The 26472-nt window shown below is 40.5% G+C and carries 22 protein-coding genes; 16 read left to right on the top strand and 6 right to left on the bottom strand.

The window, feature by feature from the left end; genetic code table 11:
* The first annotated feature begins 5 nt into the window (after positions 1 to 5).
* From WAX86_RS07750 to rsmF, 4 genes are all read left to right on the top strand, one after another.
* Positions 6 to 1811: an ABC transporter ATP-binding protein gene (locus WAX86_RS07750; protein WP_341489375.1), complete on the top strand. Its 1806-nt coding sequence runs from the start codon at positions 6 to 8 to the stop codon at positions 1809 to 1811.
* Between the two features lie 109 nt (positions 1812 to 1920).
* Positions 1921 to 3114 (top strand): paraquat-inducible protein A, encoded by a 1194-nt coding sequence (locus WAX86_RS07755; protein WP_237029160.1) that lies wholly within the window; start codon positions 1921 to 1923, stop codon positions 3112 to 3114.
* Complete coding sequence (locus WAX86_RS07760; RefSeq protein WP_341488568.1) at positions 3098 to 5722, top strand: MlaD family protein; 2625 nt, start codon at positions 3098 to 3100, stop codon at positions 5720 to 5722. Before WAX86_RS07755 ends, WAX86_RS07760 begins: the two co-directional genes overlap by 17 nt.
* Before the next feature lie 130 nt (positions 5723 to 5852).
* On the top strand, positions 5853 to 7283 hold the full coding sequence (gene rsmF, locus WAX86_RS07765) for a 16S rRNA (cytosine(1407)-C(5))-methyltransferase RsmF (RefSeq protein ID WP_341488569.1): 1431 nt from the start codon (positions 5853 to 5855) through the stop codon (positions 7281 to 7283).
* Between the two features lie 231 nt (positions 7284 to 7514).
* On the opposite strand, the gene WAX86_RS07770 is transcribed toward rsmF, so the two are convergent.
* Positions 7515 to 7835, bottom strand: a complete 321-nt coding sequence (locus WAX86_RS07770) for a DUF496 family protein (protein WP_005299351.1) — start codon at positions 7833 to 7835, stop codon at positions 7515 to 7517.
* A 244-nt stretch (positions 7836 to 8079) separates the two neighbouring features.
* Positions 8080 to 8994 carry a LysR family transcriptional regulator gene (locus WAX86_RS07775; RefSeq protein ID WP_341488570.1) on the bottom strand — a complete coding sequence of 305 codons (915 nt, stop codon included), beginning with the start codon at positions 8992 to 8994 and terminating at the stop codon, positions 8080 to 8082.
* 92 nt (positions 8995 to 9086) lie between these two features.
* Between WAX86_RS07775 and WAX86_RS07780 the strand changes: the two genes are divergently transcribed.
* From WAX86_RS07780 to purT, 8 genes are all read left to right on the top strand, one after another.
* Complete coding sequence (locus tag WAX86_RS07780) at positions 9087 to 10013, top strand: DMT family transporter (protein WP_341488571.1); 927 nt, start codon at positions 9087 to 9089, stop codon at positions 10011 to 10013.
* A 476-nt stretch (positions 10014 to 10489) separates the two neighbouring features.
* The gene (sbcB, locus tag WAX86_RS07785) at positions 10490 to 11911 is read left to right on the top strand and encodes an exodeoxyribonuclease I (protein ID WP_341488572.1); all 1422 of its coding nucleotides are present in this window, start codon (positions 10490 to 10492) and stop codon (positions 11909 to 11911) included.
* 142 nt (positions 11912 to 12053) lie between these two features.
* Positions 12054 to 12569: a hypothetical protein gene (locus WAX86_RS07790; RefSeq protein ID WP_341488573.1), complete on the top strand. Its 516-nt coding sequence runs from the start codon at positions 12054 to 12056 to the stop codon at positions 12567 to 12569.
* A 173-nt stretch (positions 12570 to 12742) separates the two neighbouring features.
* Positions 12743 to 13087 carry a CidA/LrgA family protein gene (locus WAX86_RS07795; RefSeq protein WP_036763782.1) on the top strand — a complete coding sequence of 115 codons (345 nt, stop codon included), beginning with the start codon at positions 12743 to 12745 and terminating at the stop codon, positions 13085 to 13087.
* Positions 13084 to 13764 (top strand): CidB/LrgB family autolysis modulator, encoded by a 681-nt coding sequence (locus WAX86_RS07800; protein WP_005299226.1) that lies wholly within the window; start codon positions 13084 to 13086, stop codon positions 13762 to 13764. Before WAX86_RS07795 ends, WAX86_RS07800 begins: the two co-directional genes overlap by 4 nt.
* 194 nt (positions 13765 to 13958) lie before the next feature.
* A complete protein-coding gene (gene cdd, locus WAX86_RS07805) occupies positions 13959 to 14846 on the top strand; it encodes a cytidine deaminase (protein ID WP_044175685.1) in 888 nt (295 codons plus the stop codon).
* A gap of 187 nt (positions 14847 to 15033) precedes the next feature.
* Positions 15034 to 15906, top strand: a complete 873-nt coding sequence (locus WAX86_RS07810; RefSeq protein ID WP_068968170.1) for a DMT family transporter — start codon at positions 15034 to 15036, stop codon at positions 15904 to 15906.
* Positions 15907 to 16079: 173 nt separating this feature from the next.
* Positions 16080 to 17255 carry a formate-dependent phosphoribosylglycinamide formyltransferase gene (gene purT / locus WAX86_RS07815; protein ID WP_341488574.1) on the top strand — a complete coding sequence of 392 codons (1176 nt, stop codon included), beginning with the start codon at positions 16080 to 16082 and terminating at the stop codon, positions 17253 to 17255.
* A 106-nt stretch (positions 17256 to 17361) separates the two neighbouring features.
* Here purT and WAX86_RS07820 read toward each other — a convergent pair whose 3' ends face one another.
* Both WAX86_RS07820 and WAX86_RS07825 read right to left on the bottom strand, forming a co-directional pair.
* Positions 17362 to 18000 (bottom strand): thiopurine S-methyltransferase, encoded by a 639-nt coding sequence (locus tag WAX86_RS07820; RefSeq protein WP_068945670.1) that lies wholly within the window; start codon positions 17998 to 18000, stop codon positions 17362 to 17364.
* Between the two features lie 312 nt (positions 18001 to 18312).
* Positions 18313 to 18606 (bottom strand): hypothetical protein, encoded by a 294-nt coding sequence (locus tag WAX86_RS07825; protein WP_005299211.1) that lies wholly within the window; start codon positions 18604 to 18606, stop codon positions 18313 to 18315.
* A gap of 238 nt (positions 18607 to 18844) precedes the next feature.
* Between WAX86_RS07825 and WAX86_RS07830 the strand changes: the two genes are divergently transcribed.
* Positions 18845 to 19273, top strand: a complete 429-nt coding sequence (locus tag WAX86_RS07830) for a nitrous oxide-stimulated promoter family protein (RefSeq protein ID WP_341488575.1) — start codon at positions 18845 to 18847, stop codon at positions 19271 to 19273.
* A gap of 172 nt (positions 19274 to 19445) precedes the next feature.
* Here the strand turns inward: WAX86_RS07830 and WAX86_RS07835 are convergent, their stop codons facing one another.
* Complete coding sequence (locus WAX86_RS07835) at positions 19446 to 19814, bottom strand: spore gernimation protein (RefSeq protein WP_341488576.1); 369 nt, start codon at positions 19812 to 19814, stop codon at positions 19446 to 19448.
* A 28-nt stretch (positions 19815 to 19842) separates the two neighbouring features.
* A complete protein-coding gene (locus tag WAX86_RS07840; protein WP_341488577.1) occupies positions 19843 to 22242 on the bottom strand; it encodes a helicase-related protein in 2400 nt (799 codons plus the stop codon).
* Positions 22243 to 22502: 260 nt separating this feature from the next.
* On the opposite strand from WAX86_RS07840, the gene WAX86_RS07845 reads away from it, so the two are divergent.
* The 3 genes from WAX86_RS07845 to WAX86_RS07855 all read left to right on the top strand — a co-directional run bounded on the left by WAX86_RS07845 (position 22503) and on the right by WAX86_RS07855 (position 26444).
* Positions 22503 to 23399 carry a 1,4-dihydroxy-2-naphthoyl-CoA synthase gene (locus tag WAX86_RS07845; protein WP_005299205.1) on the top strand — a complete coding sequence of 299 codons (897 nt, stop codon included), beginning with the start codon at positions 22503 to 22505 and terminating at the stop codon, positions 23397 to 23399.
* Between the two features lie 439 nt (positions 23400 to 23838).
* Positions 23839 to 25527 carry an NAD-dependent malic enzyme gene (locus tag WAX86_RS07850; protein ID WP_005299202.1) on the top strand — a complete coding sequence of 563 codons (1689 nt, stop codon included), beginning with the start codon at positions 23839 to 23841 and terminating at the stop codon, positions 25525 to 25527.
* A 242-nt stretch (positions 25528 to 25769) separates the two neighbouring features.
* Positions 25770 to 26444, top strand: coding sequence for a vancomycin high temperature exclusion protein (locus WAX86_RS07855; RefSeq protein ID WP_086366953.1), 675 nt, complete (start codon positions 25770 to 25772; stop codon positions 26442 to 26444).
* Positions 26445 to 26472: the final 28 nt, after the last annotated feature.

The following is a 26472-nucleotide window of genomic DNA, read 5'->3' on the forward strand; positions in this document are numbered from 1 at the left end:
CTCAAATGATTAACTGGTCTTGGATAATTACACAAGCAAAAAAACATAAGAAACGACTTATCACAGCAAATCTCATCGCGATTATTGCTACGTTAGTCAGTGTCCCTATTCCGCTTTTAATGCCTTTGATGGTTGATGAAGTTCTACTCAAAAAACCAGGTGAAGGGATTGTCTACTTAAATCATCTTTTACCTGACCATTGGCAAGGACCAACAGGATACATCCTTATGGTGCTGTTACTGGTTGTTTTAATGCGAGTTATCAGTCAGGCACTCAATATACTGCAAAGCCGTCAGTTTACCTTGGTAGCAAAAGACATAACTTATAACTTAAGGGAACATCTACTTAATAAACTTGGCCGTATCAGCATGCGTCAATATGAAGAGAGAGGAAGTGGCGGTGTCACATCTCATCTGATCACGGATGTTGAAACCATAGATAAATTTGTTGGCGATACGCTTAGTAGATTTCTCGTGGGTTTATTAACGGTCATCGGTACTGCTATTGTACTGCTTTGGATCAACTGGAAACTGGGATTATTAATCTTACTGGTCAATCCTATCGTCGTGTATGCCTCGCAATTAATGGGTAATCGCGTCAAAAACCTAAAACGTCAAGAAAACAAATCGTTCGAAAAATTTCAGCAACGATTAGTTGAGACATTAGATGGCCTTTATCAGCTCCGTGCATCCAATAAAGAACGAGAGTTTTTAGCTCGTTTAAAACATGATGCTGATGATATTCGCCACAGCGCAGACAAATTTGCATGGCAGTCAGAGGCCGCTGGAAGAGTATCCTTTCTGCTCTTTTTAATTGGCTTTGAAGTATTTAGAGCTGCGGCCATGCTTATGGTGGTGTTTAGTAACTTAACAGTTGGTGAAATGCTGGCGGTGTTTGGCTACCTCTGGTTTATGCTTACCCCGGTCCAAGAGTTACTCAATATTCAATTTGCATGGTATGGCGCATCGGCAGCAATGCAGCGACTCAATACTTTGTTAACTCTCGATGAAGAAAAGCGCCCTCAAGCTACTGTAGACCCATTTAACGCAAACCAAGCTATCGATATTCAATTACAAGATGTTCATTTCTCCTATGATGACGAAAAGAAAATCTTAAATTCTCTGTCTTTATCTATTCCTGCGGGAAAACGCGTTGCTTTAGTCGGTGCATCTGGTGGCGGTAAGTCAACCCTCATCCAGCTTCTTTTAGGGATCTATCAGAAAAACCATGGCAATATTCTGGTTAATGGCCACCCTATCGAAGCGGTCAGTTACGAACAGTTACGAAAAAAAATGGCTGTTGTTTTACAGCACCCCGTTTTATTTAACGACACTTTAAGGCACAATTTGACATTGGGCGGACATTTCAGTGATGAACAGCTATGGCAAGCACTTGAAATTGCCCAACTCACTGATGTGACAGAACGTTTAACGGCAGGATTAGATACTGAGATCGGTCGTCAAGGTATTCGTTTATCAGGTGGTCAGCGTCAACGGTTAGCTATTGCTAGAATGGTGTTATCAAGCCCTGATTTTGTCATCTTAGATGAAGCAACATCGGCATTAGACACTGCAACAGAAGCGGCACTTCACCATGCATTAAATACTTTTTTAAATGGTAAGACGACTTTGATTGTTGCGCATCGTTTATCTGCGGTTAAGCAAGCTGATCTAATCTATGTATTAGAAGATGGACAAGTCACCCAAGCAGGAACACACGACGAACTGGTTGCAACCGATGGACTATACCAAACACTTTATGGCTCATCACAATCAACAAATATCGAGCCCGTTGTCGTTAACGCAAAATAACTGTTATTAAACCGTAACGATTTTTGCAATGTAACAACTTGAAGTAATAGACCAACTCGTTGTCATGGATAGATGCGAGTTGGTTTGCTTTTATAAGGACACAAAAATTATGTCTACAGCGAGGTTATGTCCTGGTTGTGATCTTCTTATTCAACCTAAAGATGCGAACTTAGGACAAAGCGCCTACTGTCCTCGCTGCCACACACGATTATATCGAGGTGGGGTTCGACAATTTGGCGGCGACTTAGCACTCGCTGTCGCTTGTTTAATCTTATTTGTTCCTGCTCATATTTTTCCATTGATCACGATTCGCCTTTTTGGCCAAATGATCCCCGCTACTTTACCATCAGGAACCATAACACTGGCGGGTAATTTCCCAGGAGTCGCAGCTCTTATTTTATTTTGTAGCTCTATCGCCCCTTTTCTTGTTATGTCATCGGTCATTACGACCCAACTTGGCCTACATTTTCGCCGATTCAAACTTTTTAAACGCTCACTTTGGCTATTAGAGCACTTAAAACACTGGGCGATGTTTGATGTCTTTCTTGTGAGTCTCGCTATTGCCTGTTTTAAAGTTCAAGATCATGCAGATATCTATGTTGGTTCAGGGCTATTTTCACTTGTGATCTTACAATTTCTCATGCTGGCGCTATTAACTAAAATCAGTGTGCGCAGATATTGGGATGCATGGCAGCCAGAAAAAGAACATCTTAATACAGATCTAGAGGTGCATTGTCACACCTGTCATTTAACCCAGAAACAGCAAGCCTATTGCAGACGCTGCGGCTCAGAACTTCATCACCGCGATCCGAACTCAATACAAAAAACATGGGCTTATCTTATTTCAGCTAGCGTGTTTATTTTTCCTGCAAACCTTTATCCTATTTCTATTTTCTTTAATAATGGTAAGCAACTGGAAGATACAATTTTTTCTGGTGTCGCCACACTGGTTAAAACCAATATGTCAGGTATCGCAGCAATCATCTTTATTGCCAGTATTGTTGTGCCTGTCGCCAAAATCTTAGGTTTGGCTTATATATTGTTATGTATACAGTTTAAGCGCCAAGGCTCTTTTTTAACGCGAATGAAAATGTACCGCATCATCCAATGGATTGGTAAATGGTCGATGATGGATCTCTTTGTTATATCCATAATGGTGACACTCATCGATCGCGGTCAATTATTAGATTTTACTCCGGGTCCTGGAGCCATTGCATTTGCTGTCGTGGTAGTCCTAACCATGTTAGCAGCAGAGAGTTTAGATTCTCGTTTAATTTGGGATAACTATGAACAACCAAAATAATCCACAACCTCAACCTGTTGAAATAAAGCGTGATCGTGGCATATCGCCATTATGGTTACTGCCATTACTCGCTTTGTGCTTAGCCGGCTGGCTGGTCTATAAAGCAGTGAATGAGGCGGGTGAACGCATTCAAATCCATTTTAATAACGCATCAGGCTTAATTGCAGGTCGCACAACGATCCGCTATCAAGGCTTAGAAGTTGGTATGGTTCGTGATGTTTCTTTATCTAAAGATTTAAAAAGTATTTATGTTACGGCAGATATTTACCCTGAAGCGGCAAAAACTCTTCGTTCAAACACCCAATTTTGGTTAGTCAAACCTAAAGCTTCTATTACTGGAATATCGGGCCTTGATACCTTAGTTTCTGGTAACTATATAGCCCTTCAACCTGGTGATGGTGAACCAACAACAAAATTTACCGCTTTAGAGTCTCAACCATCAGATACTCCTGTTGCTGATGGCTTAAAAGTACAATTACGTTCCCCTACACTGGGATCGGTCAGTATTGGCTCCCAAGTTTTTTATAAGAAGATCCCTGTTGGTGAAGTTTATAACTACACCCTAAGCGGTAACAAAAAACGAGTGATCATTGATCTCCTAATCTACCCTAAATACGAAAACTTGGTGACCAATAAGAGCCGTTTTTGGAATGTTAGCGGGATGAGTGCCAACATTGGATTTAATGGTGTGGACGTTCAATTTGAAAGTCTTTCCGCATTAATTGCAGGCGCTATCGCTTTTGACTCACCCGATGAAGGCAAGCCGATTGAACAAGATCATTTGTTTAGACTCTACCCCGATATCAATACCGCTGGCCGAGGTATTGCGATTAAAATCGAGTTACCAGATAACAATAATATCAATGCATCTGGCTCACCAATTATGTATCGTGGTTTACAGATTGGTCAGATCTCCGATCTTCGCTTAGATAAAGAGACCAATAAAATTATTGCGGATGCGGCTATTGAACCAAGCATGAGCGACCTACTCACAACGGGTTCGAGTTTGTTATTAGAAGAAGCTGAAGTTTCTTTAAACGGCGTGAAAAATATCGGCAATCTTATTCGAGGTAATTTCCTGCGCATCATTCCAGGAAAAGGAGAACCTACTCGTAAGTTCAAAGCCATTACTCAAGATACGCTACAAGAACAACAGAAAGGTTCAGCTAATTTCACACTAATTGCAGACACCAGTCACGGCATCAAACGTGGTACTAAACTGAACTATAAAGGCATCACTGTTGGTCGTGTTACTAATGTCACACTTGATGAGAATAAAGTAAAATTTGATGTTCTCGTGTTACCTAAATTTACTCATCTAATTCGCTCTGGTAGTCGTTTTTATATCGAAGGTGGAATTCAAGCCAATGTCAGTAACAAAGGCTTGGATGTATCTATCGCACCTGCGGATCAACTAATTACCAGCGCAATCAGTTTTACCTCTACAGGTAAGGCTAGCATTGCAAAATCCTACACTCTGTACAGAAATAAAAATCTAGCATCTTTAGCGGATAACCAACGTTCATCTGCAGCTAAATTGACTCTATTTGCCGACAAACTCCCTCCTGTTTCAGAAGGTAGCCCGATTCTGTACCGCAATTTACAGGTTGGTCAGGTACTGGGATATGCACTAAAAGGTGACGGTGTCACGATTAATATTGAAATCGAAAGCCAATACCGTCATCTTATTAATCAGCAAACCGTATTTTGGAATCGCTCAGGCGTTGAGGTTGAAGCAGGAATTGGTGGCCTTAAGTTAACAGCAAGCCCGCTAAGTACATTAATCAAAGGGGGTATTGCTTTTGATACAATGGACAACGTATCAAATAAAGAAGGTCGTGCCTTTAAACTTTATGACAGTTTGAGTGCGGCTCAAAACTTTGGTTTACAAGTGACACTCACAGCTAAAGATGCTCGTTCCATTGCTACCAACACTCCGATTCGCTATCAGGGTGTTAATGTTGGTAAAGTGGTCGAGATTGTCCCTGATTTTAAGAATGAAAGTGTCATTATTAAGGCTCGTCTATTCCCTAATTACGCACAAACATTGGCAAAATCAGGCAGCTATTTCTGGCTAGTGCAACCTAAACTGAGCCTAACAGGTACAGAAAACCTTGATTCATTACTTAGCAGTTATATTGCAGTGGAACCGGGTAATGGTCGCTATGCACAAACCTTCAAATTAGGTTCATCACAGAAATTAGAATCAGGTAAAACACTCTACCTTGAAGCAGAAGAGCGAGACTCAATTGCAGAAGGAACTCCTCTGCTCTATCGTGATATTCAGGTTGGTCAGGTTACTCATGTATCATTAGGTAAGCTATCTGATCGCGTTATTATCGAGGCGCAAGTAGACAAAGAATACAGTTACCTAGTACGTTCTAATACTGTCTTCTGGAATACTTCTGGGGTGAACGTAACACTTGGCCTAACAGGTGCCGAAGTAAAAGCAGGTACGGTTGACAGCATTTTACGTGGTGGTATTTCGTTTGCTACTCCGGAAAAACAGCCATTATCGCCAAAAGCTCATAATGGTAAGCATTTCTTGCTGCACAAAGAGGTTAATCCTCAATGGCTAAGTTGGCGAACTGCCATTCCTAAGAGCTAAAAACTAAAATTGAAAGAGTGGTCAGTGTGCCACTCTTTTTTTTATTCTATCGTTTTCATTGTATTCTTTTTTCCTATTTTCTCTGTTTGGTATAAAATCCCTGCTAAAACCCGTAAATAGAGAATCATCAGTGCATTCTAATATCTATATCCCAGACGCATTTCTAAACCTTATTGAACAAACCATGCCGAAACATCTTAATCTTGATGAGTTTGTTGCATGTTGTAAAACCCCTCTGCGTCGTAGCATTCGAGTAAACACCTTAAAAATTAGTGTTGCTGACTTTTTAGAACGTGTTGCTGACAAAGGTTGGACTCTAACACCTGTACCTTGGTGTGATACGGGATTTTGGATTGAGCGCGATGATGAAACCTCTGTATCATTAGGTAATACCGCAGAACACATGGCTGGCTTGTTCTATATCCAAGAAGCCAGTTCTATGATGCCTGTAACGGCACTACTAAAAGACAATGATAACTTAGATGTTGTGCTTGATATGGCATCAGCACCTGGCTCTAAAACAACACAGATTGCTTGTGCAATGGAAAACCGTGGCGCACTGGTTGCAAACGAGCTCGCAGCAAGTCGAATTAAGGTCTTACACTCAAACCTACAACGTTGTGGTGTTTACAGTGTTGCTCTTACTCACTTTGATGGTTGCGTTTTTGGCGGTTGGGCTCCTGAGTCATTCGATTCTATCCTATTAGATGCCCCATGCTCTGGTGAAGGTGCGATTCGTAAAGATGAAGATGCGATGAAGAACTGGACGCTAAACTCCATTGAAGAGATTGCTGAAGTTCAACGCAACTTGATTGTTAGTGCCTTCCAAGCGCTTAAGCCCGGTGGTGTTATGGTTTACTCGACTTGTACGCTAAATACTCGTGAAAACCAAGATGTTTGCCATTACCTAAAAGAAACTTATGGTGATGCCGTTGAATTTGAACCGCTTTACGATCTCTTTGAGGGTGCAAAAGAAACACTGACTGAAGATGGTTTCTTACATGTCTACCCACAAGTTTATGACAGTGAAGGCTTCTTTGTTGCTCGTATTCGTAAATTGGCTGCAGTTGAATCTCCTGTGGTTAAAAAACGTATGGGTAAGTTCCCATTCAGTAAAATGTCGAATAAAGACCAAGCTGAACTTGCTAAACAGTTTAAGCAAGATCTTGATATTACCTTACCTGAGCAAAATGATGTTTGGGTGAGAGATAAAGAAGTTTGGTTATTCCCTTCTGCGCTCAGTAATCTTATTGGTGAAATTCGTTTCCAACGTATTGGTATTCGTTTGGCTGAACAGCATAAGAAAGGTTATCGTTGGCAACATGAAGCTGTTATGACTCTTGCTACTGGTAAGGAACAAACAGCGATCGCCCTAACGGCAGAAGAAGCGAAAGAGTGGTTTATGGGACGTGATATCCGCCCAGATCAACCAGCGGGTAAAGGTGAAGTGATTGTAACATACCGCGATTACCCTATTGGCTTAGGCAAATGGGTCAGTAACCGAATCAAAAATGGTTTACCGCGTGAATTAGTACGAGATACTAACTTGTTTGATATCTAAGACAATCATGTCGAGATCTTAGCTGTAAGACAAGAATTTATCTGTAAAACTGGCAAAATTAGTATGGTGAACTAGTATTGATAGTGTAATTGATCTCCATTACTAACCAGTTAGCGCAAGGCTCTAACGAGCCATTCCCCTAGGCCCGAAACAGGAATAGTATCGGGCTATTTTTTTGCATAAAAAAACTCGAGACCAAGCTCGAGCTTTCTTTATTCTTAAACCGACAAATTATTTGTGGTTTTCTGGCTTATGAGCAATCTCTGCTTTTTTAAGCTCTTTAACGTGCTTGCTAACGTCACGACGTTCTTTTGATAGTTCAGCACTGATAATGATGTGATCATCTACACGATCTTCATAGTCAGACTTCATGTTTTCAACGATCTCAACAATTTGATCGTGGCTCATATCAGCCTTGATGTAGTCTAGTAGGTTCTCTAGAAGTTCTACACGCTTACGGTTATCGCGAATCTTACGGTCATTGTCTAAGATTTCACGCTTTAGTTTGTTCTTGCGGCGTGTTTCACGTACAAGTTCAAGGATGTTGTTCATAGCTAGTCCTTAATATGAAAATAAAACCTTGTAAAACTGATTAATATGCAAGGCTTAAGTCGTCTGTATAACTATTAACCTATTGAAGGCTCAGTTTTTTCTATAAGCTCGTTATAGCAGAAAGTAGTCATCTAACTCAAGTACCGAGAGCTAAGTTTTCACTGAATCGACTAAATACCCTCGGTGTCCTTATCAGTTAGGTATCTGTTATACCTTTTTTAGATGAATGTTTGATGAATCAAGCTTACCTTTTAAACTCACGCTTTAACCATTCAGTAAGAACAACCATACTTTTCTGCCCTGCTTTATTGTGATTACACGCCAGAAAAAAACTTAGCTCATCGCAGCGTACACTATGACCAATTTCTGTTAGCAAACCATAACGAATATCATCACGAACAAACAATCGATGAGTCACAAGTATGCCAAGACGACGAATGGTTGCTTGAACAGCCTGAATTGAAGCTGGAAATATTAAGCCTTTAGACATATCAGGAGGATTAACCCCATTTTGTTGGCACCATGTATTCCAATCATCCTTTCTCTTATCGTTAACAACAAAAATCGGTTTGCTCTGTTGTAATAATGATGCAATAACAGAAGCATCCAATAGCTCTGTATCCATACCTTTATGAGCAAGTAACTCAGAGCTACAGACCATCACTAACTCATCATCCAGAAGTGGTTCACAATAATACCCCTGCCATTCATTTCGATTTCCATGAACCAAGGCGGCATCTACACTGTGTTTATCTAAATTAAAGCATCCAATTAGATTAGACATTCGAATATCAATATCAGGCGCATATTGTTGAAAGCTTTCAACTCTTGGGATCCACCAATGCAATGCTAATGAGTTCACCATATTTAATGTCAGGTGCTCTTCTGTTTTACTGGCCAATAATTCTTCAGTGGCACTTACTATTTGCTCAAATGCTGGAGCAATTTTATCGTAATAGCGCTTCCCCTCATCATTAAGCTGTACCCTACGACCAATACGCTCAAACAAAGGTCTTTCCAGCATAATTTCTAATGACTTTATCGACTGACTGATCGCTGAATGGCTCACGTGTAATTCATTAGCAGCTACACTCATGCTTCCCGTTTGTGCTACTGCAATAAATGAATTAATCGATTTTAAAGGCAACGCTCTTTTCATCTGTAAGTTTTCCTTACATGACTGGTTAAAATTACTCGCTATTAGTTTACCATTAATCGGCGTAACATTGCTTTCTATAAACGGAGGCAACCATGCTCAAAATTGATCGCGCTGTACAATATATGCTGTTATCTACCTTAAGTTTATCAGCAACTGGACTACTGGCTAAACTTCTTAGTAATCAGCTCCCCATTCCATGGTTTAGTTTCTTACGCTTTTCTATGCCAGCATTAATACTCCTTGTAGTTTTAAGTTTTACTAACATAAAATTGCCATCAAAGCAGGAGTTTAAACCATTACTAACTCGCGCATTATGTATTGGTTTGTGTCAGTTATGTTTTCTAAAATCACTCCAAACACTCTCGTTGGTTGAAAGTGTTGTTCTTTTTGCTACTGGCCCTTTATTTATGCCAATCTTGGAACGACTTTTCTTTAAAGTTCGCATCAATGTTTGGAATATTGCAGCATTAATTGTCACGTTTGTGGGAGTGATTTTACTTGCTGGTCATAGCGGTGAAATGAAATGGCGATTTGATATTTTACTTGGCATTGCAGGTGGTATTTTTAATGCGGGTTCTCAATTAGCGCTTTATCGTTCATCTAAAAGTACATTATCACCTAAAGAGATCAATTTCTGGTGCTTTGCCTGTGCCGCTGTCTTTGTTCTTCCGATTGCTCTGTTTAGTTCAAGCGAATTTCATTTCGTTTCTCTGATCAGTTCAAATCAAGGTCTGCATCAACTACTCTTTTTAGTCATGATGGCACTGCTGGTTATTAATACTCAAGTCAATCGAGCTAAGGCTTATAAATTGGCACACAGCGGATCACAATTAGCACCTTTAATCTTCACTAACTTAGTATTCTCAACCATCTGGCAATTTGTCTTCTTTCAGCAAACCTTCACCCACCAGCAAATCTTTGGATTGAGTTTAATTGTGGTCGCAACTATGACAAACAGCCTGCTGCCTAATTGGTTAAAGAAGCAAAAAGTAGAGAAATTACACAAGAAAGTGGCTTAGAAAGTTGTCTTTGATGATGAAGCTATTGAGTTTCTTGTTTGTATGGATAAGAGACTTATGAGATTGGTGTCTACTTTATACGGGACGCTCAATGCTGCTTTGCCTGAATATTGATATGTATTAAATACCAACTAACAAACTTTCTTCTGAAGTAGTCAACAGCATCACTACTAATTACTTCAATAAGAAAATCTTATATTTTATATCGCAATCAGAATCGGGTTATTGCTATTAAAATGTTTGTAATGCCTATTCAACTATGTATCTTTGTAACCAACTCCCATCATCCCCACTGAAATTCTCTGTCGAAAATAACGAAATCACCGGCTTTATTTTCGCTAAAAACTTGCCTCTATTAGGTCAGTTACGGGATACTTAGCCTTATAACGTACTGCTTTAATAAAATATTAAGTTGTTATGCTACTTGTCAGTGATTGCGGTAACTTGATATTGAGCCAACGGCTTTTGGGAAAAATATGAAAAAAACTAACGAACCAAGCTTATACTGGATTGATTACGAAACTTTCGGCGCAAGCCCTGCGACCGATCGTCCATGTCAGTTTGCCGGTATTCGTACAGATATAGATCTCAATATCATCGGTGAACCACTCGTTATCTACTGCAAACCGCCTCATGATTACCTGCCATCTCCAGAGGCTTGTTTAATCACAGGGATCACCCCACAAGAAGCCAATGAAAAAGGTCTCTCAGAGCCTGAATTTATTGCTCGTATTCACGAAGAACTCTCAAAACCTAATACTTGTGTTGTGGGTTACAATAACGTTCGTTTTGATGATGAAGTCACTCGTTATACTTTATACCGTAACTTTTATGACCCATACGGTTGGAGTTGGCAGCAAGGTAATTCGCGTTGGGACTTACTGGATATTATGCGTACTTGTTACGCGCTGCGCCCTGACGGTATCAACTGGCCAACCGATGATGAAGGCCTACCAAGCTTCAAGCTAGAAAAACTCTCCGTAGCAAATGGCATTGAACACAGTAATGCCCACGATGCGATGGCTGATGTGTATGCAACTATTGAAATGGCAAAGTTAGTTAAACAAAATCAACCTAAGCTGTTTGATTACCTATTCAATAATCGCCATAAAAACAAGCTGCAGCAACTTATTGATGTGGTTAATCTTACCCCGCTAGTCCACGTTACAGGTATGTTTGGTATCGTATGTGGCAATACTAGCTGGATTGTGCCGATTGCATGGCATCCAGATAATAAAAATGCCGTGATTACCATTAACCTAGCGCAAGACCCAACACCACTGATTGAATTAGATAGTGAAACCATTCGTACTCGTCTATATACAAAACGTGCCGATCTAACAGCCGATGAATTGCCGATCCCGCTAAAAGAAGTTCATCTCAATAAATGCCCTATTTTAGCTCCAGCAAAAACGCTAACAGCAAATGATGCAGACCGTTTAGATATTGATCGTGAGCAGTGCTTAAAAAATCTGGCTCTTATTAAGCAACACCCAGAAATTCGAGAGAAAGTTTTAGAGGTATTTAGCGTTAAACGTGAGTTTGATAATCACGATAACGTAGATACCATGTTATATGATGGTTTCTTCTCTCATGCCGATCGTGCAGCGATGGATATCATTCGGGAAACGGCACCGGAAGAGTTAGCAAACTTACAGTTAGAAGTGGCCGATAAACGTATTAAACCACTGCTTTTCCGCTATCGCGCTCGTAACTTCCCAATGACCTTAAGTTACGAAGAACAAACACGCTGGAAGCACCACTGCCAAGATTATTTTGAAGCGAATATTCCACGTTATATGGAAAATTTTGAACAGGTTGCATTAGATAATCAAAGTGATGAGAACAAGATGGCAATACTGCACAAACTTGGCCAGTATATTTCTACTCTCTGCTGATATCAGTAGTCCATTATCTTGATTATAAGACAGATCTGTATTCTCTAATGCAGATCTGTTTTTTTTATTAATATTAAACAAGATATGTCATTTATTTTGCATACAAAAACATGGTCAGTTCTCAAATTTTACTGAGGTGTTCATGGTTGCGAAAATTAAAACAAAGTCATTCTGCTTTGGTGGCGTTAGGTTTATACCAGAAAACCGACAAATCACATGGGACAAAGACAAAAGTTGCTTTTTATCTGAACATGAAAACCGCCTACTCTGCACTCTCTGTTCCTGTGCAGGAGAAGTCGTCAGCATTCAAACGTTATATCAAAAAACATTTATCGAAATAGACCCATTTGAAGATTGTGATCAGCAATATGATCTTAATTTGTTATTGATGGCGTTATCTAAAAAGCTCAATTATCGCGGGCAAATGCTCATCCCAATCCATGTGATACCCAGCTTTGGTTATCGCGTCCCGCTACCGCATAGAAAATCGCAATCCACACATAAACCCATATTACAAAAATCATTTCCATCAACTCAAAATGAATCAGATACAGTAAGTTGTATCAATTTGGTTAAATTTTGTCAGCAGCATAAAAAACCAGTTCTAATTTCGGTATTTTTGCTAATACTTTTTGTACTATTTACAAAGATAATTTAGAAGAGTTTCAAATATTTCAGTCAATTAACAAAAAATATAAATTTTCTGCTATCGTTTCTTATACGGTAATAGTTTTGATCTTTTTATCAGTAAACAATGCAAAAAGTGTGGCAAAGCTCACATTTTATTTGTATGATGAATTAAAATTTTGTTGATTCCCAATTTGAACTTAAATGAACTACTTACGATCTTTCGCCATTGTGATGATCTGCTATTTCTTAGGACAAGGAATACAGTATCTAACCCATCTACCAATACCAGGTAGCATTATTGGTCTATTTATTCTCTTTACCGCGTTATGTTTAGGCGTGTGTCCGACCTCTTGGGTAGAAAGCACGTGTAATTTATTAATCAAACACATGGCACTGCTGTTTGTTCCAGTTGGTGTTGGCTTAATGAATTATCTGGATCTTATTTCCAACAACGTTGCGGTTATTGCAGCAAGTACTTTCGGTAGCACATTCATTGTTCTCGTTGTTTTAGGTCTTGCCGTGCACCATAAGGAGAAAGACAAATGATCTGGTTAGTTGCAACTTTGGTCTGCTTCTATGTAGCACGATACATTTCAGGCAAAATTAAAAACCCGCTATTAAACCCTTTATTGATCACGTTAATTGTTCTTATCGTACTGCTTAAATGGTTACAGGTACCTTACGAGGTTTATTTTGCCGATAACAAAATCATCAACTTCTTGTTGGGTCCTGCTGTTGTTGCGCTTGCCTTACCGCTGTACCAGCAATTGGCACATATTCGTAGTAAATGGAAAACCATTATGACCGCATGTTTTGTCGGTAGTGTGTTATCCATGACATTTGGTACGGCTATTGCGTTTTGGATGGGAGCAGATGCCCAACTTGCCGCCAGTATTTTGCCAAAATCCATTACTACCCCATTAGCTATGGCTGCATCTCAACAGATCGGTGGTATTCCTTCGATCACTGCCGCAATGGTTATTTTGGTTGGTATCTTTGGCGCTGTGTTGGGTTATCCGATTATGAAGCTGCTTAAAATTGAACATCCTCTCGCAAAAGGATTATCAATGGGTACTGTATCGCACGCATTAGGGACAGCAAAAGCGGCTGAAGAAGATTACCAAGAAGGGGCATTTAGCTCATTGGCATTGGTTATCTGCGGCATTATGACAACAATTTTAGCGCCTATATTGTTCCCAATACTGGTTCATTTATTTAGCTAATAAACTTGTGAATGAAATCGAATTCATAAGTTATTTCTCTGCATTTTTGGGAGAGAAGTCAAAAAACCTGTGTGACGCCTCTCTCAGAAATGCAAATCATGAAACACTCTAAATACATACGTGATCTAGATCACAAATCAATTTAGCGAGCTTGTCTACAATGTTTCTCCATCAACTATACGGAGTGACAACTCATGCACGCTAAAGTAATGGATGCTTTAGGTAATCTTCCGACCGAGTTAAAAACGGTTTTACTGCCTATTATTGAAGATCCTCAATTTGACGCAACCATCAGTCCTGATCAGTTTGACTATTTGTTATCTCAAACTCAAATGTCCGATTCCGATCTTCGCGTTGCCCTCCTTCCTATTGCTGCTGCTTATTCTGTTGCTCCTATTTCTAATTTCTACGTTGGTGCCATTGTTCGTGGTCTTTCTGGCCGCCTATACTTTGGGGCAAATATGGAAATTACTGGCGCATCTCTTTCTCAAACTGTTCATGCAGAGCAATCAGCAATTAGCCATGCATGGGTAAAAGGTGAAACAGGTATTTCTGATATCACCATCAACTACAGCCCTTGTGGTCACTGCCGCCAGTTTATGAATGAGCTAACAACGGCTAAAGAACTTGAAGTGCAACTGCCGCAACGTGCCGCTAAAACACTGCAAGAATACCTTCCTGAATCATTTGGTCCTGCCGATCTACAAATTACTGATGCTCTATTGGCTGAAGTTAATAACGGTTTGGTTATTGAAGAGTCGGCAGAACTGGCACAGCAAGCGTGTAAAGCCGCCAACCGAGCGCATGCGCCTTACACCAAAAACTTCAGTGGTGTAGCACTTAAAGCCAATGATGGTCGTATTTTTACGGGTATGTATGCTGAAAATGCTGCATTCAACCCTAGCCTACCACCACTTCAAGTGGCATTGATTGGCATGAACATGGCTGGCTACACATTTGACAAGATTGTTGAGGCTGCTCTGGTTGAAAAGCAAGACAGTACCATTACCCACGTTAATGATACTCAAGCTCTACTAGAAGCTATTAACCCAGACATTCCTCTACTTTACGTTGCCGCTTAATCGCCAACGTTGATGATCAATTCTAGGCCGTCGATCTATTTTCAGCGGCCTTTTTGTTTTTAAAATTCAACTCTTGGCTACTTTTAATGCCGTTAGCCTGATTTCTCACACTTAATATATTAATCTCTGACATCTCAGCGTATTATCTAGCACATTTCCTAATGAACTTGATAACGGCTTAGTCTTCATGCCTCAATCACACAACCCAATTCAAGGTGCAAGTTGGATGTTAACCGCAGGACTTGCTTTTGCGATTGTTAACAGTTTAGCTCAGTACCTCAGTATCAAACTTGGTCTACCCTCAACGACTGTGGCACTTATTCAGTATTTTATTGCGCTGATTGCTATGCTCCCTTGGCTACATAGTTTAGGTTTACGACAAGCTCTACGTACTCAACATTTTGCAACCCACTGTTTCCGTGTATTTCTCTCTGTTATTGGCATTCAATTGTGGTTGTGGGCTCTTGCCTATCCAGTACCAATTTGGCAAGGCATTGCACTTCTGATGACTTCGCCGCTGTTTGCCACTATCGGCTCAGGCTTATTTTTGAAAGAAAAAGTCGGTGCCGCACGATGGATTGCAACTATTGCCGGTTTTATTGGTGCAATGATCATCTTAGAACCGTGGAGCGATAGCTTTAACTGGGCAACACTACTACCTGTTGGTGCAGCTTTCTTCTGGGCGTGTTATTCACTCATGGTTAAGAAGCAATCAAAACACGACTCACCAACAACCATTGTGGTTTATCTGTTAATTTTGATCACCCCATTTAATATCTTCTTAGCTGCACCTGATTTTACTATGCCATCTTCAGGTCTAACATGGGCCTTATTAGTAGCAGCAGGACTCTTAACCGGGCTTGCACAATGGGCTATCGCCAAAGCCTATGCGGTTGCAGATGCCTCTTTTGTTCAACCATTCGACCATGCCAAATTGCCTCTTAATGTGCTAGCAGGTTGGCTTGTCTTTGGTTGGGTTCCGCCCGGTCGTTTATGGCTAGGTGCTGCGATCATTATTTTATCCGTTGCGTTTATTACTCAATGGGAAAAAAGAAAATAATCCCTTTCTAACCTATTTAAGAGCGGCTTAGTCAGTCGCTCTTTTTTTATTCAATTAACAGGATAAATCCATAGAAACAAGCAAAATCACTAAAGCAAACGTTTGCGCAAGGTAAATAATTCGGTATGATGCCAGCCAACAACCATATTGATTAGCTCAAAAAAGGATTCATCATGCTTGGAACAGCTTTAACAAATAGTGCAACCCGTGTACTTTTACTGGGTTCTGGTGAGTTAGGAAAAGAAGTGGCTATTGAGTGTCAACGCCTTGGGGTTGAAGTTATTGCAGTCGATCGCTATCCCAATGCACCAGCTATGCATGTTGCTCACCGTTCTCATGTTATTGATATGCTCGATGGCGAAGCATTGCAGCAAATTATTGCAACGGAAAAGCCACACTATGTTGTTCCAGAAATTGAAGCGATTGCGACAGACACGCTTGTTGAATTAGAAAAACAAGGTCTAAACGTAGTACCAACGGCGAATGCGACCAAACTGACAATGAATCGTGAAGGTATTCGTCGTTTAGCGGCTGAAACCTTATCAATACCCACTTCACCTTATCGTTTTGCCGATACTTATCAAGATTTTGTCGATGCCATTGAATTTGTTGGTACGCCTTGTGTGGTAAAACCAATTATGAGCTCTTCAGGTAAAGGACAAAGCGTCATAAAATCAGAAGCTGATTCCGCCACGGCATGGCAATATGCCCAAGAAGGTGGTCGAGCAGGACAAGGTCGAGTTATTGTTGAAGGCTTTGTTGAGTTCGATTATGAAATCACCCTGCTGACCATTAGAGCCGTTGATGGGATTCATTTCTGCGCTCCAATTGGACATCGTCAAGAAGATGGTGATTACCGTGAATCTTGGCAGCCACAAGCAATGACCGAGCAAGCTCTTATTGCCGCACAAGATGTGGCCGCTAAAGTGGTTGATGCTCTTGGCGGTTATGGACTCTTTGGGGTTGAGTTATTTGTTAAAGGCGATCAAGTTCTGTTTAGTGAAGTCTCCCCTCGCCCACACGATACAGGAATGGTGACACTAATTTCTCAAGACCAATCCGAATTTGCCTTACATGTTCGCGCTTTCTTGGGCCTACCTATTCGTCATATCAGCCAATATGGGCCATCAGCGTCTGCGGTCGTACTTGCCGAAGGTACTTCAAATGCCATTCAATTTAGTGGATTAGACCAAGCCTTAATCGAGCCTAATACTCAAGTTCGTTTATTTGGTAAACCAGAAATCCATGGTCGTCGTCGTTTAGGCGTAGTTCTAACAAGAAGAACCTCAACGGAAGATGCCATCACGGATGCAATTACCGCAAGCAAACAGATTAAAGTGCACTTCTGATTACAACTAAGATCGGATAAATAACAAAAAAGAGCTTCAATGAGAGACAATTCTCCGTTGAAGCTCTTTTTCTCATTTATCTTTCTCTGTTCTCTTTTCTCTTAGTCTATCGCTCAATTAACCACACTTCTTCAGCAAAGCGAGAGACCCCTTGCTTAATACGAGGATGATTCTCATCGCCTTCGTCACGAGCTAGACGAGAAACTTTACAACCTGAGAATAATTGTTCAATTTCTTGCTGATCAACGCTAAATGGAGGCCCTGCCATCTCTGCTTGAGGGTAATCGAGAGAAACCAATAGAATACGACCATTTTCAGCGGTAAGGCTCAAAAGATGGTTAACATAGGCTTGGCGTAGTTCTTGTGGCATTGCGACCAAAGCCGCTCGATCGTAGACCAATTCAACTGGATCAATCTGAGTAGCAAAAAAATCACCACAGTGGATAGTAATTTCATCAAATTCATAAGTGAGTTGATGACCCACCCCAGTCACTAACGGGGTATAAAGGTTCTCAGCAAAGAAAGCTTTAACGGCAATATCACTCAGTTCGATACCAACGACTTGATTATGGCGTTCTGCCAGCCATACGAGATCATTACTCTTACCACACATAGGTACTAAGACTCGCTCATTTCGCTGAGGCTTAAGTGTTGGCCAGTACTCCACCAGCAAAGGATTGATATCGGTTAAATGAAAGCCAATACGATTTTCAGCCCAACGGCTATGCCAAAATTCAGGATTCATGTTGCTGACTACTCTCTTTTTCGTTGTTATTCGCTTTTGTATTTCAGTGGTGCTTAGCAGGTAGCAGTATAACAAAGGGGTGAGATAGGTTCGAGGGAAAGGCAAGGTATGCAAACAGAAAGGCTATACCCAAGTAACCCTAACATACATAGATTATATCGGATACTTAGGTATAGATGCGCAAAAGGAGAGCCTCATGCTCTCCTTTTGCAATTCAAGCTTAATTAGTGGATTAAACTCGAAAAATTTGTTCTTCAATCTTCTTCTTAATGAGAGTCATTGAATCAACGATTTAAACATCCTGGTTTAAGATTAAGAAATACGGAATAACTTAATCGAGTCGCGACGTACAGTTACGCCACGAAAAGTTACAGGCTCTAATAGAGTCATTAACTGTTTAGATACGAAGAATTTACCGCCGTACGCGCGGTCACCGCCACGGTTAACCCAATCTGCAAATTGATCAGCAAGGCTGAACATTGAGTTACCCACAAGCAGTACTAATACTTTAGCGACTTCGCTGTCATTTTGACGATTGAACTCTGAGTCACGAACTTTCTTACGATATTCCTCAACAATTCTTTCTAGACACTCAAATCTGCTCATATTCACCACCATCATAAAAGAGGCGAGGATACTACTGCTCATAAGCGGTGAAATCAAGGGATAGCCGGGTTATTCTGTCGATAAATTGCAGTTTTTTAGTTAACTGGCAATATGTTAACCAAAAACTTATATCTAAATCACATTTTTAGAACATAGATTGTGCATATTTTATTAAGTTTCATTCTTAATGCATCTTTGCTATCCTATTTTTAAGACAAAAAACGAGAAAGGTATAAGAATGAATCCAGTTTCGGACATTATCTTGCTTGGAAGCCTTCAAACTGAGTTTAAGACAATAAAAGCTATGGTGGAGATCTATTGTAAAGATCATCATCACCCTAAAGAATCAGAAGATACGATATGTGAAAACTGTCAAGACTTCTTAGATTACGCAGAAATGCGCTTAGATCGCTGCCCGTATGGAGATGAAAAACCGACGTGTCGCGTCTGCCCTATTCACTGCTATAAAAAAGAACAGCGAGAACTTTCTAGAACAATCATGCGTTATTCTGGGCCAAAGATGCTATTAAAACATCCTATTTTGGCAATTAGACACTTACTTTCGGAAAAAAGACCTATTCCAGAGCAAATTCCTGAAAACAATACCAATCGTTTTAAACGAAAACAGCAAGAAAAGAGTAATACCATGAATAAAAGAGCAGATTAAAATCACTTAACCTATTGTTAGTTAAATGCAAATAAATGTATGGCTATTCACTAACATCCTAGGTTTTCACTATCTTTATTCACATATCCATATATAAACACTCATACTGTAAAAATTTTTACATAAAAAAACACTCGCTGTAATGACGAGTGTTTTTTGTTCAATAAGAAAATCAGTTGCGGTAATAATCGACAACTTGAATTTGTGCTTTTTGATCTGTTTTCTCTAAATTCAGTGTAAATTGGTGTTGATTCAAAACATGGACAGAACCACCAATTTCTCCAATTACATTAACCCCTTCGATTTTCTTAAAAGGCTTATCTTTTTGGTAGTTCATCGTCACTGTTAATTCGGTTGGAGCTGTCGTTTCTACCGAGAATTTACAAATACCCGATGGGCAATAAACATCCATGCTCGTGCCAGATGCTCGTTCAATTTTCTCTACGCCTTTATCTGGTGTCACACTGATTTTGGCATCTTGGCCACATCCAGTTAATAAGGAACTCACGATAATTGCAGTTAGACCTAATATTTTTTTCACTGTCGTTTCCTTATGTCCTAACAAATCATTATTTAATATCGATGATTCGACTCGCTTTACGGTATTTGACTCGCCAGCCATTCCATCGTGGTAATTCCCAACGTTTTGGATCCTGTTTACGCTTTCCGTCACAATGAACAGCGATAACCATTTTACTAGCGACATGATACTCAATTGTCATTTTGAGATCGTTTAATGCCACTACAGCAGGATAACGCTCATCAAAATCACTACGCTCCCACTCTGGAATTCCATTAAACGTAAAATCGTCACAAGTAAACATCTCAAGATCATCAACGGTTTCAACACCAAGATCTTCAATTTGTTGCGCTAGCCAATCTTTCGCAACAACGGTTTTTGCAGGCAGCTGGCATTGGGTTTCATCATATAATCCTAGAGCCAAATATAGATTCCATTGGTGGATATCAAACTCTAGTTTTGTATACAGACCATCTAAGATTTGATTCGAAATAATGAGATCAACCAAAGCCTCTTGAGCAATATCCCCTTCTGGTTGTCGCCATTCCGATTTAATCACACGCCCTGCATACACATAATCAATGGATGTTCTAACGCCGTCATCGGTTTGAATGGTCTCTCCGACTTGCTCTGTCGCTAAATGATGAGCTTCAATTAGTGACAACGTCACAGGAGCCATGCATGTTGCTAACACTAGATTTTGTTTAACACCCCGCCCAGGTAACGCATACTGATCAAACACAATTGCAGCTTCAGCATCGTCTAATAACAAGCAATCTCGACCAACTGTCAGTTCATAGAACCCATTAGTTAGAGCTTGGCGGCGTCTTTCTCTGCGCACAAAAACCAGTTCTGGTGTTGCGACCATCACAGCATCAAGCCATTCAGCTCGCTTAAATCGACTCGCGACACTTAATTCGGGTAATTCAAGGGCATCTCGAATCTGCACCGACAGTTGTTGAGCTTCTTGATGAACAAGAGGATCGACATTCAACCAATCGGGCAATTCATCAAATGGCGTACGAACAATCGCAATCAACCCAGTGGCATCACAACCTTCGATTTTTAACCACTGCTTGAGTAACGCTAGCTGCTCTTCACCATTTGGGCTCTGCCACAACTTTTGCGGGACAGATAAAGCAGCTGACAGATCCACCATAGCCTCTTTTAACCCGCGAGTTGGCATCGCGGTAATTAAGTGGGCAAATAAGGTATCAATCGGTAACGGGTAAAGCACTCTACCGTGATCAGTTATTGCCCCCTTGTCATCAATCGCCTGCATCTTAGTTAAAACATTGCGCGCTTGTTCTAGGGTTTTCTCTGGCAAAACATCAATAAAAGGTAAAGATTCTAAAGAATAGCCACAACAAAGAGCAGCAAGATACGGTTCAACTAACTCTTCTCGTAGTAATTCAGGAGGCGTGAGTCGCTCAAGTGGCGCAGCTTTGCCATATAGTCGAATGCAAGTACCTGAACGCACCCGCCCTGCACGTCCCTTTCTCTGTTCGGCACTGGCATTTGAAATAGCATGCAAACTTAATACAGTTCGTCCATTACGCTGGTGGGTTCGTCGTTCCAAACCTGAATCAATAATAAGAGTGATCCCCGGAATGGTTAGCGACGTTTCAGCAACATTCGTCGCTAAGATAATGCGTTGTTTTTCTGATTCAGTTAATGCTCGCTGTTTTTCTTGTTCACTGACAGAGGCGTGCAAAGAGATAACATCCAGTTTGCCATCCTCAATATCATCTCGATATTTCTGTTGTAAACTCTGTTTAACCGATGAGATCTCTTTACGGCCAGGTAAAAAGACTAATATATCTTGATGATGTTCTCTGTGTGCTTCTAATGCTTGGCCAATTTTGCGTTCAATATGTTGAATTTCAGGTATCGACCGAGCATCACTGGCTTGATGAATCACCTCAACATCGAACATTCGACCATTAGCAGTTAGTCTTTTTGCTGCCATATACTCAGCAAGACGCTGGCTATCTAAAGTGGCCGATGTGACAACGAGGCGGTGAGATTTTGTTTGTAATAGTAAAGATAGTAATAAATCGGTATCCCAACGACGTTCATGAAATTCATCAATAATAATGGTTTTAAAATCGGTTAATCCATTCTCACTTAACCAACGAAGAGCAACACCTGGAGTGACAAAAACAATATTAGTATCTTGATCAAATTGGTTATCGAAACGAATCGCATACCCAACTTTACTGCCCCATATTCGATTTTCATCATCGGGAGTTACTGCGATAAATTCGGCTAATGATGTACAAGCGACACGCCTTGGCTCCACCACGAGTACTTTACCGTCTTTTGCAGCCCAAATCGGAAGCCTAGTCGATTTACCCGACCCTGTTTCGGCCTCAACAACCAAATGATGAGATGACAGCTGTTGTAGGAACTCTTTTTTGACAGCATCTATCGGTAAAGAAAAAGACATACGCCTAACCAACCCAAATAAAACGAATAACGACAAAGAATTACCGTATTGTGACAATTTAGTCTGCCATTGTCATGATAGGGTTCCATCCATAGCGATAAATCGATAAGAAAAACGCAATTTCAGTTCGTAACTGGTTATTTCTCAATCCATTACTGTTTATCGGTTTAAATATCCTTAGTTTTTATCAGACAAAAATTGACTTTTTTACACCTGAGCTTATAGCCTAGTAACTATTGATGATAAACCAAGGTGTCAACATGACCGATAAAACCATTTTTAACCCTGAGCTATGGGATGAAGTAGCTGGCTTTGATTTCGAAGATATCACCTACCACCGCGCAAAAGATCAAGGTACGGTACGCATTGCGATCAACCGCCCTGATTGCCTTAATGCATTTCGCCCAAAAACAGTTGATGAGTTATTTACGGCACTCGATCATGCTCGTCAGTGGTCTGATGTAGGTTGCGTTTTATTAACCGGTAATGGTCCATCTCATAAAGGTCAATGGTCGTTCTCATCAGGTGGCGATCAGCGTATTCGTGGTAAAGACGGCTACAAGTATGAAGGCGAAGAAGCAGGTACAGCAGACGTTGCACGCATGGGCCGTCTTCATATTCTTGAAGTACAGCGCATGATTCGCTTTATGCCAAAAGTTGTGATTGCGGTTGTTCCTGGTTGGGCTGTTGGTGGCGGTCATAGCCTTCATGTTGTATGTGACCTAACATTAGCATCGAAAGAGCATGCAGTCTTTAAACAAACTGACCCAGATGTAGCCTCTTTTGACTCTGGCTATGGTTCAGCTTATCTAGCAAAAATGATTGGTCAAAAACGTGCTCGTGAAATCTTCTTCTGTGGTTTCAACTACAGCGCTCAAGAAGCTTACGAAATGGGTATGGTCAATAAAGTTGTACCACATTATGAACTTGATGAAGAAGCACTTCGTTGGGCGAAAGAGATCAACAGTAAGTCTCCTACTGCTATGCGAATGCTAAAATATGGCTTTAACCTACCAGATGATGGCCTAGTGGGTCAGCAGCTGTTTGCAGGTGAAGCAACTCGTTTAGCATACGGTACAGATGAAGCTCAAGAAGGTCGTGATGCATTCCTAGAAAAGCGCGATCAGGACTTCAGCAAGTTCCCTTGGCATTACTAATTCTAGATTAGAAAAATCGATATTATCTAGCCTCAGGGTATTATGATCTGGGGCTTTTTCTTGCTTAAACTAATAACAATATATCGATAAATTAAACATTAACAAAACAAACATAACACAATAAAAACAGTCATAAATAGACATAATTTTTCATTTGCCGATTGCGTTACTAAATCGTATCAGCTAGTAAAATCCCGCAACATTCTAGCCACCACTCACCAAACAACCGCCAACAGATAAAACAAATAAGCTCAAAAAATTAAAATTTACTCCTGCCAAATGTTACAGAGTGCAAATAAAAGACAAGAAACATGATCTATTTCTCGAAAAATGTGCGCTTAGACTTTGAAATATAAGCATAGTAGGTCTAGGATTACTCCCCAAAGAAAACCTTGCCGTGTTTTCATCTCTACTTTACGCCAAAAACAGAGTTAATTGCATGAACTACAATAAAAGACCTTTATATATCCCTTATGCAGGCCCTGCACTGCTTGAAACACCACTTCTAAACAAAGGTAGTGCATTCTCTGTCGAAGAACGCATGTTTTTCAACTTGGAAGGTCTTCTTCCTGAAGCCATCGAAACAATTGAAGAGCAAGAAGAACGTGCTTATCAGCAATACATGATGTTTGATAACGACCTCGATAAGCATATCTATCTTCGCAATATCCAAGATACTAACGAAACACTGTTCTATCGTTTAGTGCAGAACCACATCAGCGAAATGATGCCAATTATCTATACCCCAACAGTTGGTGCTGCATGTGAGAACTTCTCAAATATCTATCGCCGTGGTCGTGGTCTGTTTATCTCATACCCTAACCGTGATCGTATCGAAGAGATGCTAAACAATGCGTCACGCCAGAACGTAAAAGTAATTGTTGTGACCGATGGCGAACGTATCTTAGGTCTTGGTGACCAAGGTATCGGCGGTATGGGTATTCCTATTGGTAAACTGTCGCTATATACAGCTTGTGGTGGCATCAGCCCAGCTTACACACTTCCTGTTGTTCTTGATGTAGGTACAAACAACCCACAACGTCTGTCTGATCCAATGTACATGGGCTGGCGTCATACTCGTGTTACTGGTCCTGAATATGAAAAGTTTGTTGATGAGTTTATCCAAGCCGTCAAACTTCGCTGGCCTGATGCATTAATTCAGTTTGAAGACTTTGCACAGAAAAATGCAATGCCTCTACTTGAGCGCTATAAAGACAAAGTATGCTGCTTTAATGATGATATTCAAGGTACTGCCGCTGTAACCGTGGGCTCTTTATTAGCTGCATGTAAAGCCGCTGGAAGCAAACTGTCTGAACAACGTGTAACCTTCTTAGGTGCCGGTTCTGCAGGTTGTGGTATTGCAGAAGCGATCATTGCTCAAATGGTTTCAGAAGGTATTTCTGATGAGCAAGCGCGAAGCCAAGTATTCATGGTTGACCGTTGGGGCTTACTGCTTGATGGCATGCCTAACCTACTTAACTTCCAACAGGCTTTGGTTCAAAAGCATCATAATATTTCAGACTGGGATGTTGCTGATAACAATATTTCACTGTTAGATGTCATGCGTAACGCTAAACCAACTGTATTGATTGGCGTATCTGGTGTTCCAGGTCTATTTAGTGAAGAAGTGATCAAAGAGATGCATGCACACTGCCCTCGCCCAATCATCTTCCCACTATCAAACCCAACTAGTCGTGTTGAAGCAACACCATTTGATCTGATTCGTTGGACAGATGGTAACGCTCTAGTTGCAACCGGTTCACCATTTGAGCCGGTAGTATACAACGGTAAAACTTACCCAATTGCGCAGTGTAATAACAGTTACATCTTCCCAGGCATCGGCTTAGGTGTATTAGCGGTTAATGCTCGTCGTGTTACCGATCAAATGCTGCAAGAAAGTAGCCGAGCGCTAGCTGAATGCTCACCACTTGCAATTCACGGTCATGGTGCTCTACTGCCACCTCTTGAAGAAATTCAAAATGTGTCTCGCAAGATCGCCTTTGCTGTTGCGAAAAAAGCGGTTGAGCAGCATAAAGCGCCGAAGAAGTCTGACGAACGCATTCGTGAAAAGATTGAAGACAATTACTGGACATCTGAGTACCGTCGTTACAAACGTACGTCATTCTAATTACTCTTTCATGTCATAGTATACTCATCGAAATCCGAGCATTGTCTCGGATTTCTTTTTTCTATCAATTAATTGAATTAAATATCAGCAAATAGAGCCATTTATTGATAAACTGACATTTTATGGACAATCTACTGCATTTTTTTTCGCAAATTATTAATCTTAATGATGATTTGCCCTTTTATACGGTTCAAAACGACTTAACCTGTATAAAAGTATGTTTAATTTAGCTTTGGATGCTTATGAAACTGCGTAATATATTCCCGGCTTTTGCAGTTCTCTGTATCATTTTTGTCGGTTCGTTATTGTTGATTAACCGTTGGGTGTCTGCCGAAACATCCAACCAGATCTATCGCGATATCTCTCAAATCCCATCGCGATCTGTCGGCTTAGTACTCGGGACAAGCAAATATATTGCTAAAACATTAAATCCCTATTATGAGTATCGGATTAAAGCTGCTTTAGAGTTATACAAGCAAGATAAGATCAATGTGTTCTTATTGAGTGGTGACAATCGCCATCGTTCATACAATGAGCCATGGACGATGAAGCGAGATTTGTTAAAAGCTGGTGTTCCAGACAATGAGATTGTACTCGATTATGCTGGCTTTAGAACTTTAGATTCGATTGTAAGAGCCAAAAAGGTCTTTGAAGCCAACCACTTTGTTATTATCACTCAGAAGTTTCACTGTGAGCGTGCTTTATTTATCGCTCAAAATAAAAATATTGATGCGATCTGTTTAGCAGTGCCAGAACCGAAAGGAATGGCAGGACTTAAGCTGAGGATTCGTGAAGTTCTTGCTCGTGTTAAAGCTGTTATTGATATCTATGTCTTGCATGAACAGCCAAAATTCTTAGGCCCTAAAGAGCCGATTGAGGATCCTGTTTATCCTCCACAAGATAACAACGTAACATAATGAAAATAGCCAGCAACGATGCTGGCTA

The sequence above is a fragment of the Photobacterium damselae subsp. damselae genome, from assembly GCF_038086725.1.
In the GTDB taxonomy this organism is placed as follows: Bacteria; Pseudomonadota; Gammaproteobacteria; order Enterobacterales; family Vibrionaceae; genus Photobacterium; species Photobacterium damselae.

What these genes read in the sequence shown, in the direction of transcription:
- WAX86_RS07780 (WP_341488571.1), top strand. Translation starts at nt 9,087, where the DNA reads ATGCTCAAAATTGATCGCGCTGTACAATATATGCTGTTATCTACCTTA.
- WAX86_RS07840 (WP_341488577.1), bottom strand. Translation starts at nt 22,242, where the DNA reads ATGTCTTTTTCTTTACCGATAGATGCTGTCAAAAAAGAGTTCCTACAA.
- WAX86_RS07770 (WP_005299351.1), bottom strand. Translation starts at nt 7,835, where the DNA reads ATGAACAACATCCTTGAACTTGTACGTGAAACACGCCGCAAGAACAAA.
- WAX86_RS07800 (WP_005299226.1), top strand. Translation starts at nt 13,084, where the DNA reads ATGATCTGGTTAGTTGCAACTTTGGTCTGCTTCTATGTAGCACGATAC.
- WAX86_RS07830 (WP_341488575.1), top strand. Translation starts at nt 18,845, where the DNA reads ATGAATCCAGTTTCGGACATTATCTTGCTTGGAAGCCTTCAAACTGAG.
- WAX86_RS07810 (WP_068968170.1), top strand. Translation starts at nt 15,034, where the DNA reads ATGCCTCAATCACACAACCCAATTCAAGGTGCAAGTTGGATGTTAACC.
- WAX86_RS07775 (WP_341488570.1), bottom strand. Translation starts at nt 8,994, where the DNA reads ATGAAAAGAGCGTTGCCTTTAAAATCGATTAATTCATTTATTGCAGTA.
- WAX86_RS07760 (WP_341488568.1), top strand. Translation starts at nt 3,098, where the DNA reads ATGAACAACCAAAATAATCCACAACCTCAACCTGTTGAAATAAAGCGT.
- WAX86_RS07855 (WP_086366953.1), top strand. Translation starts at nt 25,770, where the DNA reads ATGAAACTGCGTAATATATTCCCGGCTTTTGCAGTTCTCTGTATCATT.
- WAX86_RS07825 (WP_005299211.1), bottom strand. Translation starts at nt 18,606, where the DNA reads ATGAGCAGATTTGAGTGTCTAGAAAGAATTGTTGAGGAATATCGTAAG.
- purT (WP_341488574.1), top strand. Translation starts at nt 16,080, where the DNA reads ATGCTTGGAACAGCTTTAACAAATAGTGCAACCCGTGTACTTTTACTG.
- WAX86_RS07755 (WP_237029160.1), top strand. Translation starts at nt 1,921, where the DNA reads ATGTCTACAGCGAGGTTATGTCCTGGTTGTGATCTTCTTATTCAACCT.
- WAX86_RS07750 (WP_341489375.1), top strand. Translation starts at nt 6, where the DNA reads ATGATTAACTGGTCTTGGATAATTACACAAGCAAAAAAACATAAGAAA.
- WAX86_RS07795 (WP_036763782.1), top strand. Translation starts at nt 12,743, where the DNA reads ATGAACTACTTACGATCTTTCGCCATTGTGATGATCTGCTATTTCTTA.
- cdd (WP_044175685.1), top strand. Translation starts at nt 13,959, where the DNA reads ATGCACGCTAAAGTAATGGATGCTTTAGGTAATCTTCCGACCGAGTTA.
- WAX86_RS07820 (WP_068945670.1), bottom strand. Translation starts at nt 18,000, where the DNA reads ATGAATCCTGAATTTTGGCATAGCCGTTGGGCTGAAAATCGTATTGGC.
- WAX86_RS07845 (WP_005299205.1), top strand. Translation starts at nt 22,503, where the DNA reads ATGACCGATAAAACCATTTTTAACCCTGAGCTATGGGATGAAGTAGCT.
- WAX86_RS07850 (WP_005299202.1), top strand. Translation starts at nt 23,839, where the DNA reads ATGAACTACAATAAAAGACCTTTATATATCCCTTATGCAGGCCCTGCA.
- sbcB (WP_341488572.1), top strand. Translation starts at nt 10,490, where the DNA reads ATGAAAAAAACTAACGAACCAAGCTTATACTGGATTGATTACGAAACT.
- WAX86_RS07790 (WP_341488573.1), top strand. Translation starts at nt 12,054, where the DNA reads ATGGTTGCGAAAATTAAAACAAAGTCATTCTGCTTTGGTGGCGTTAGG.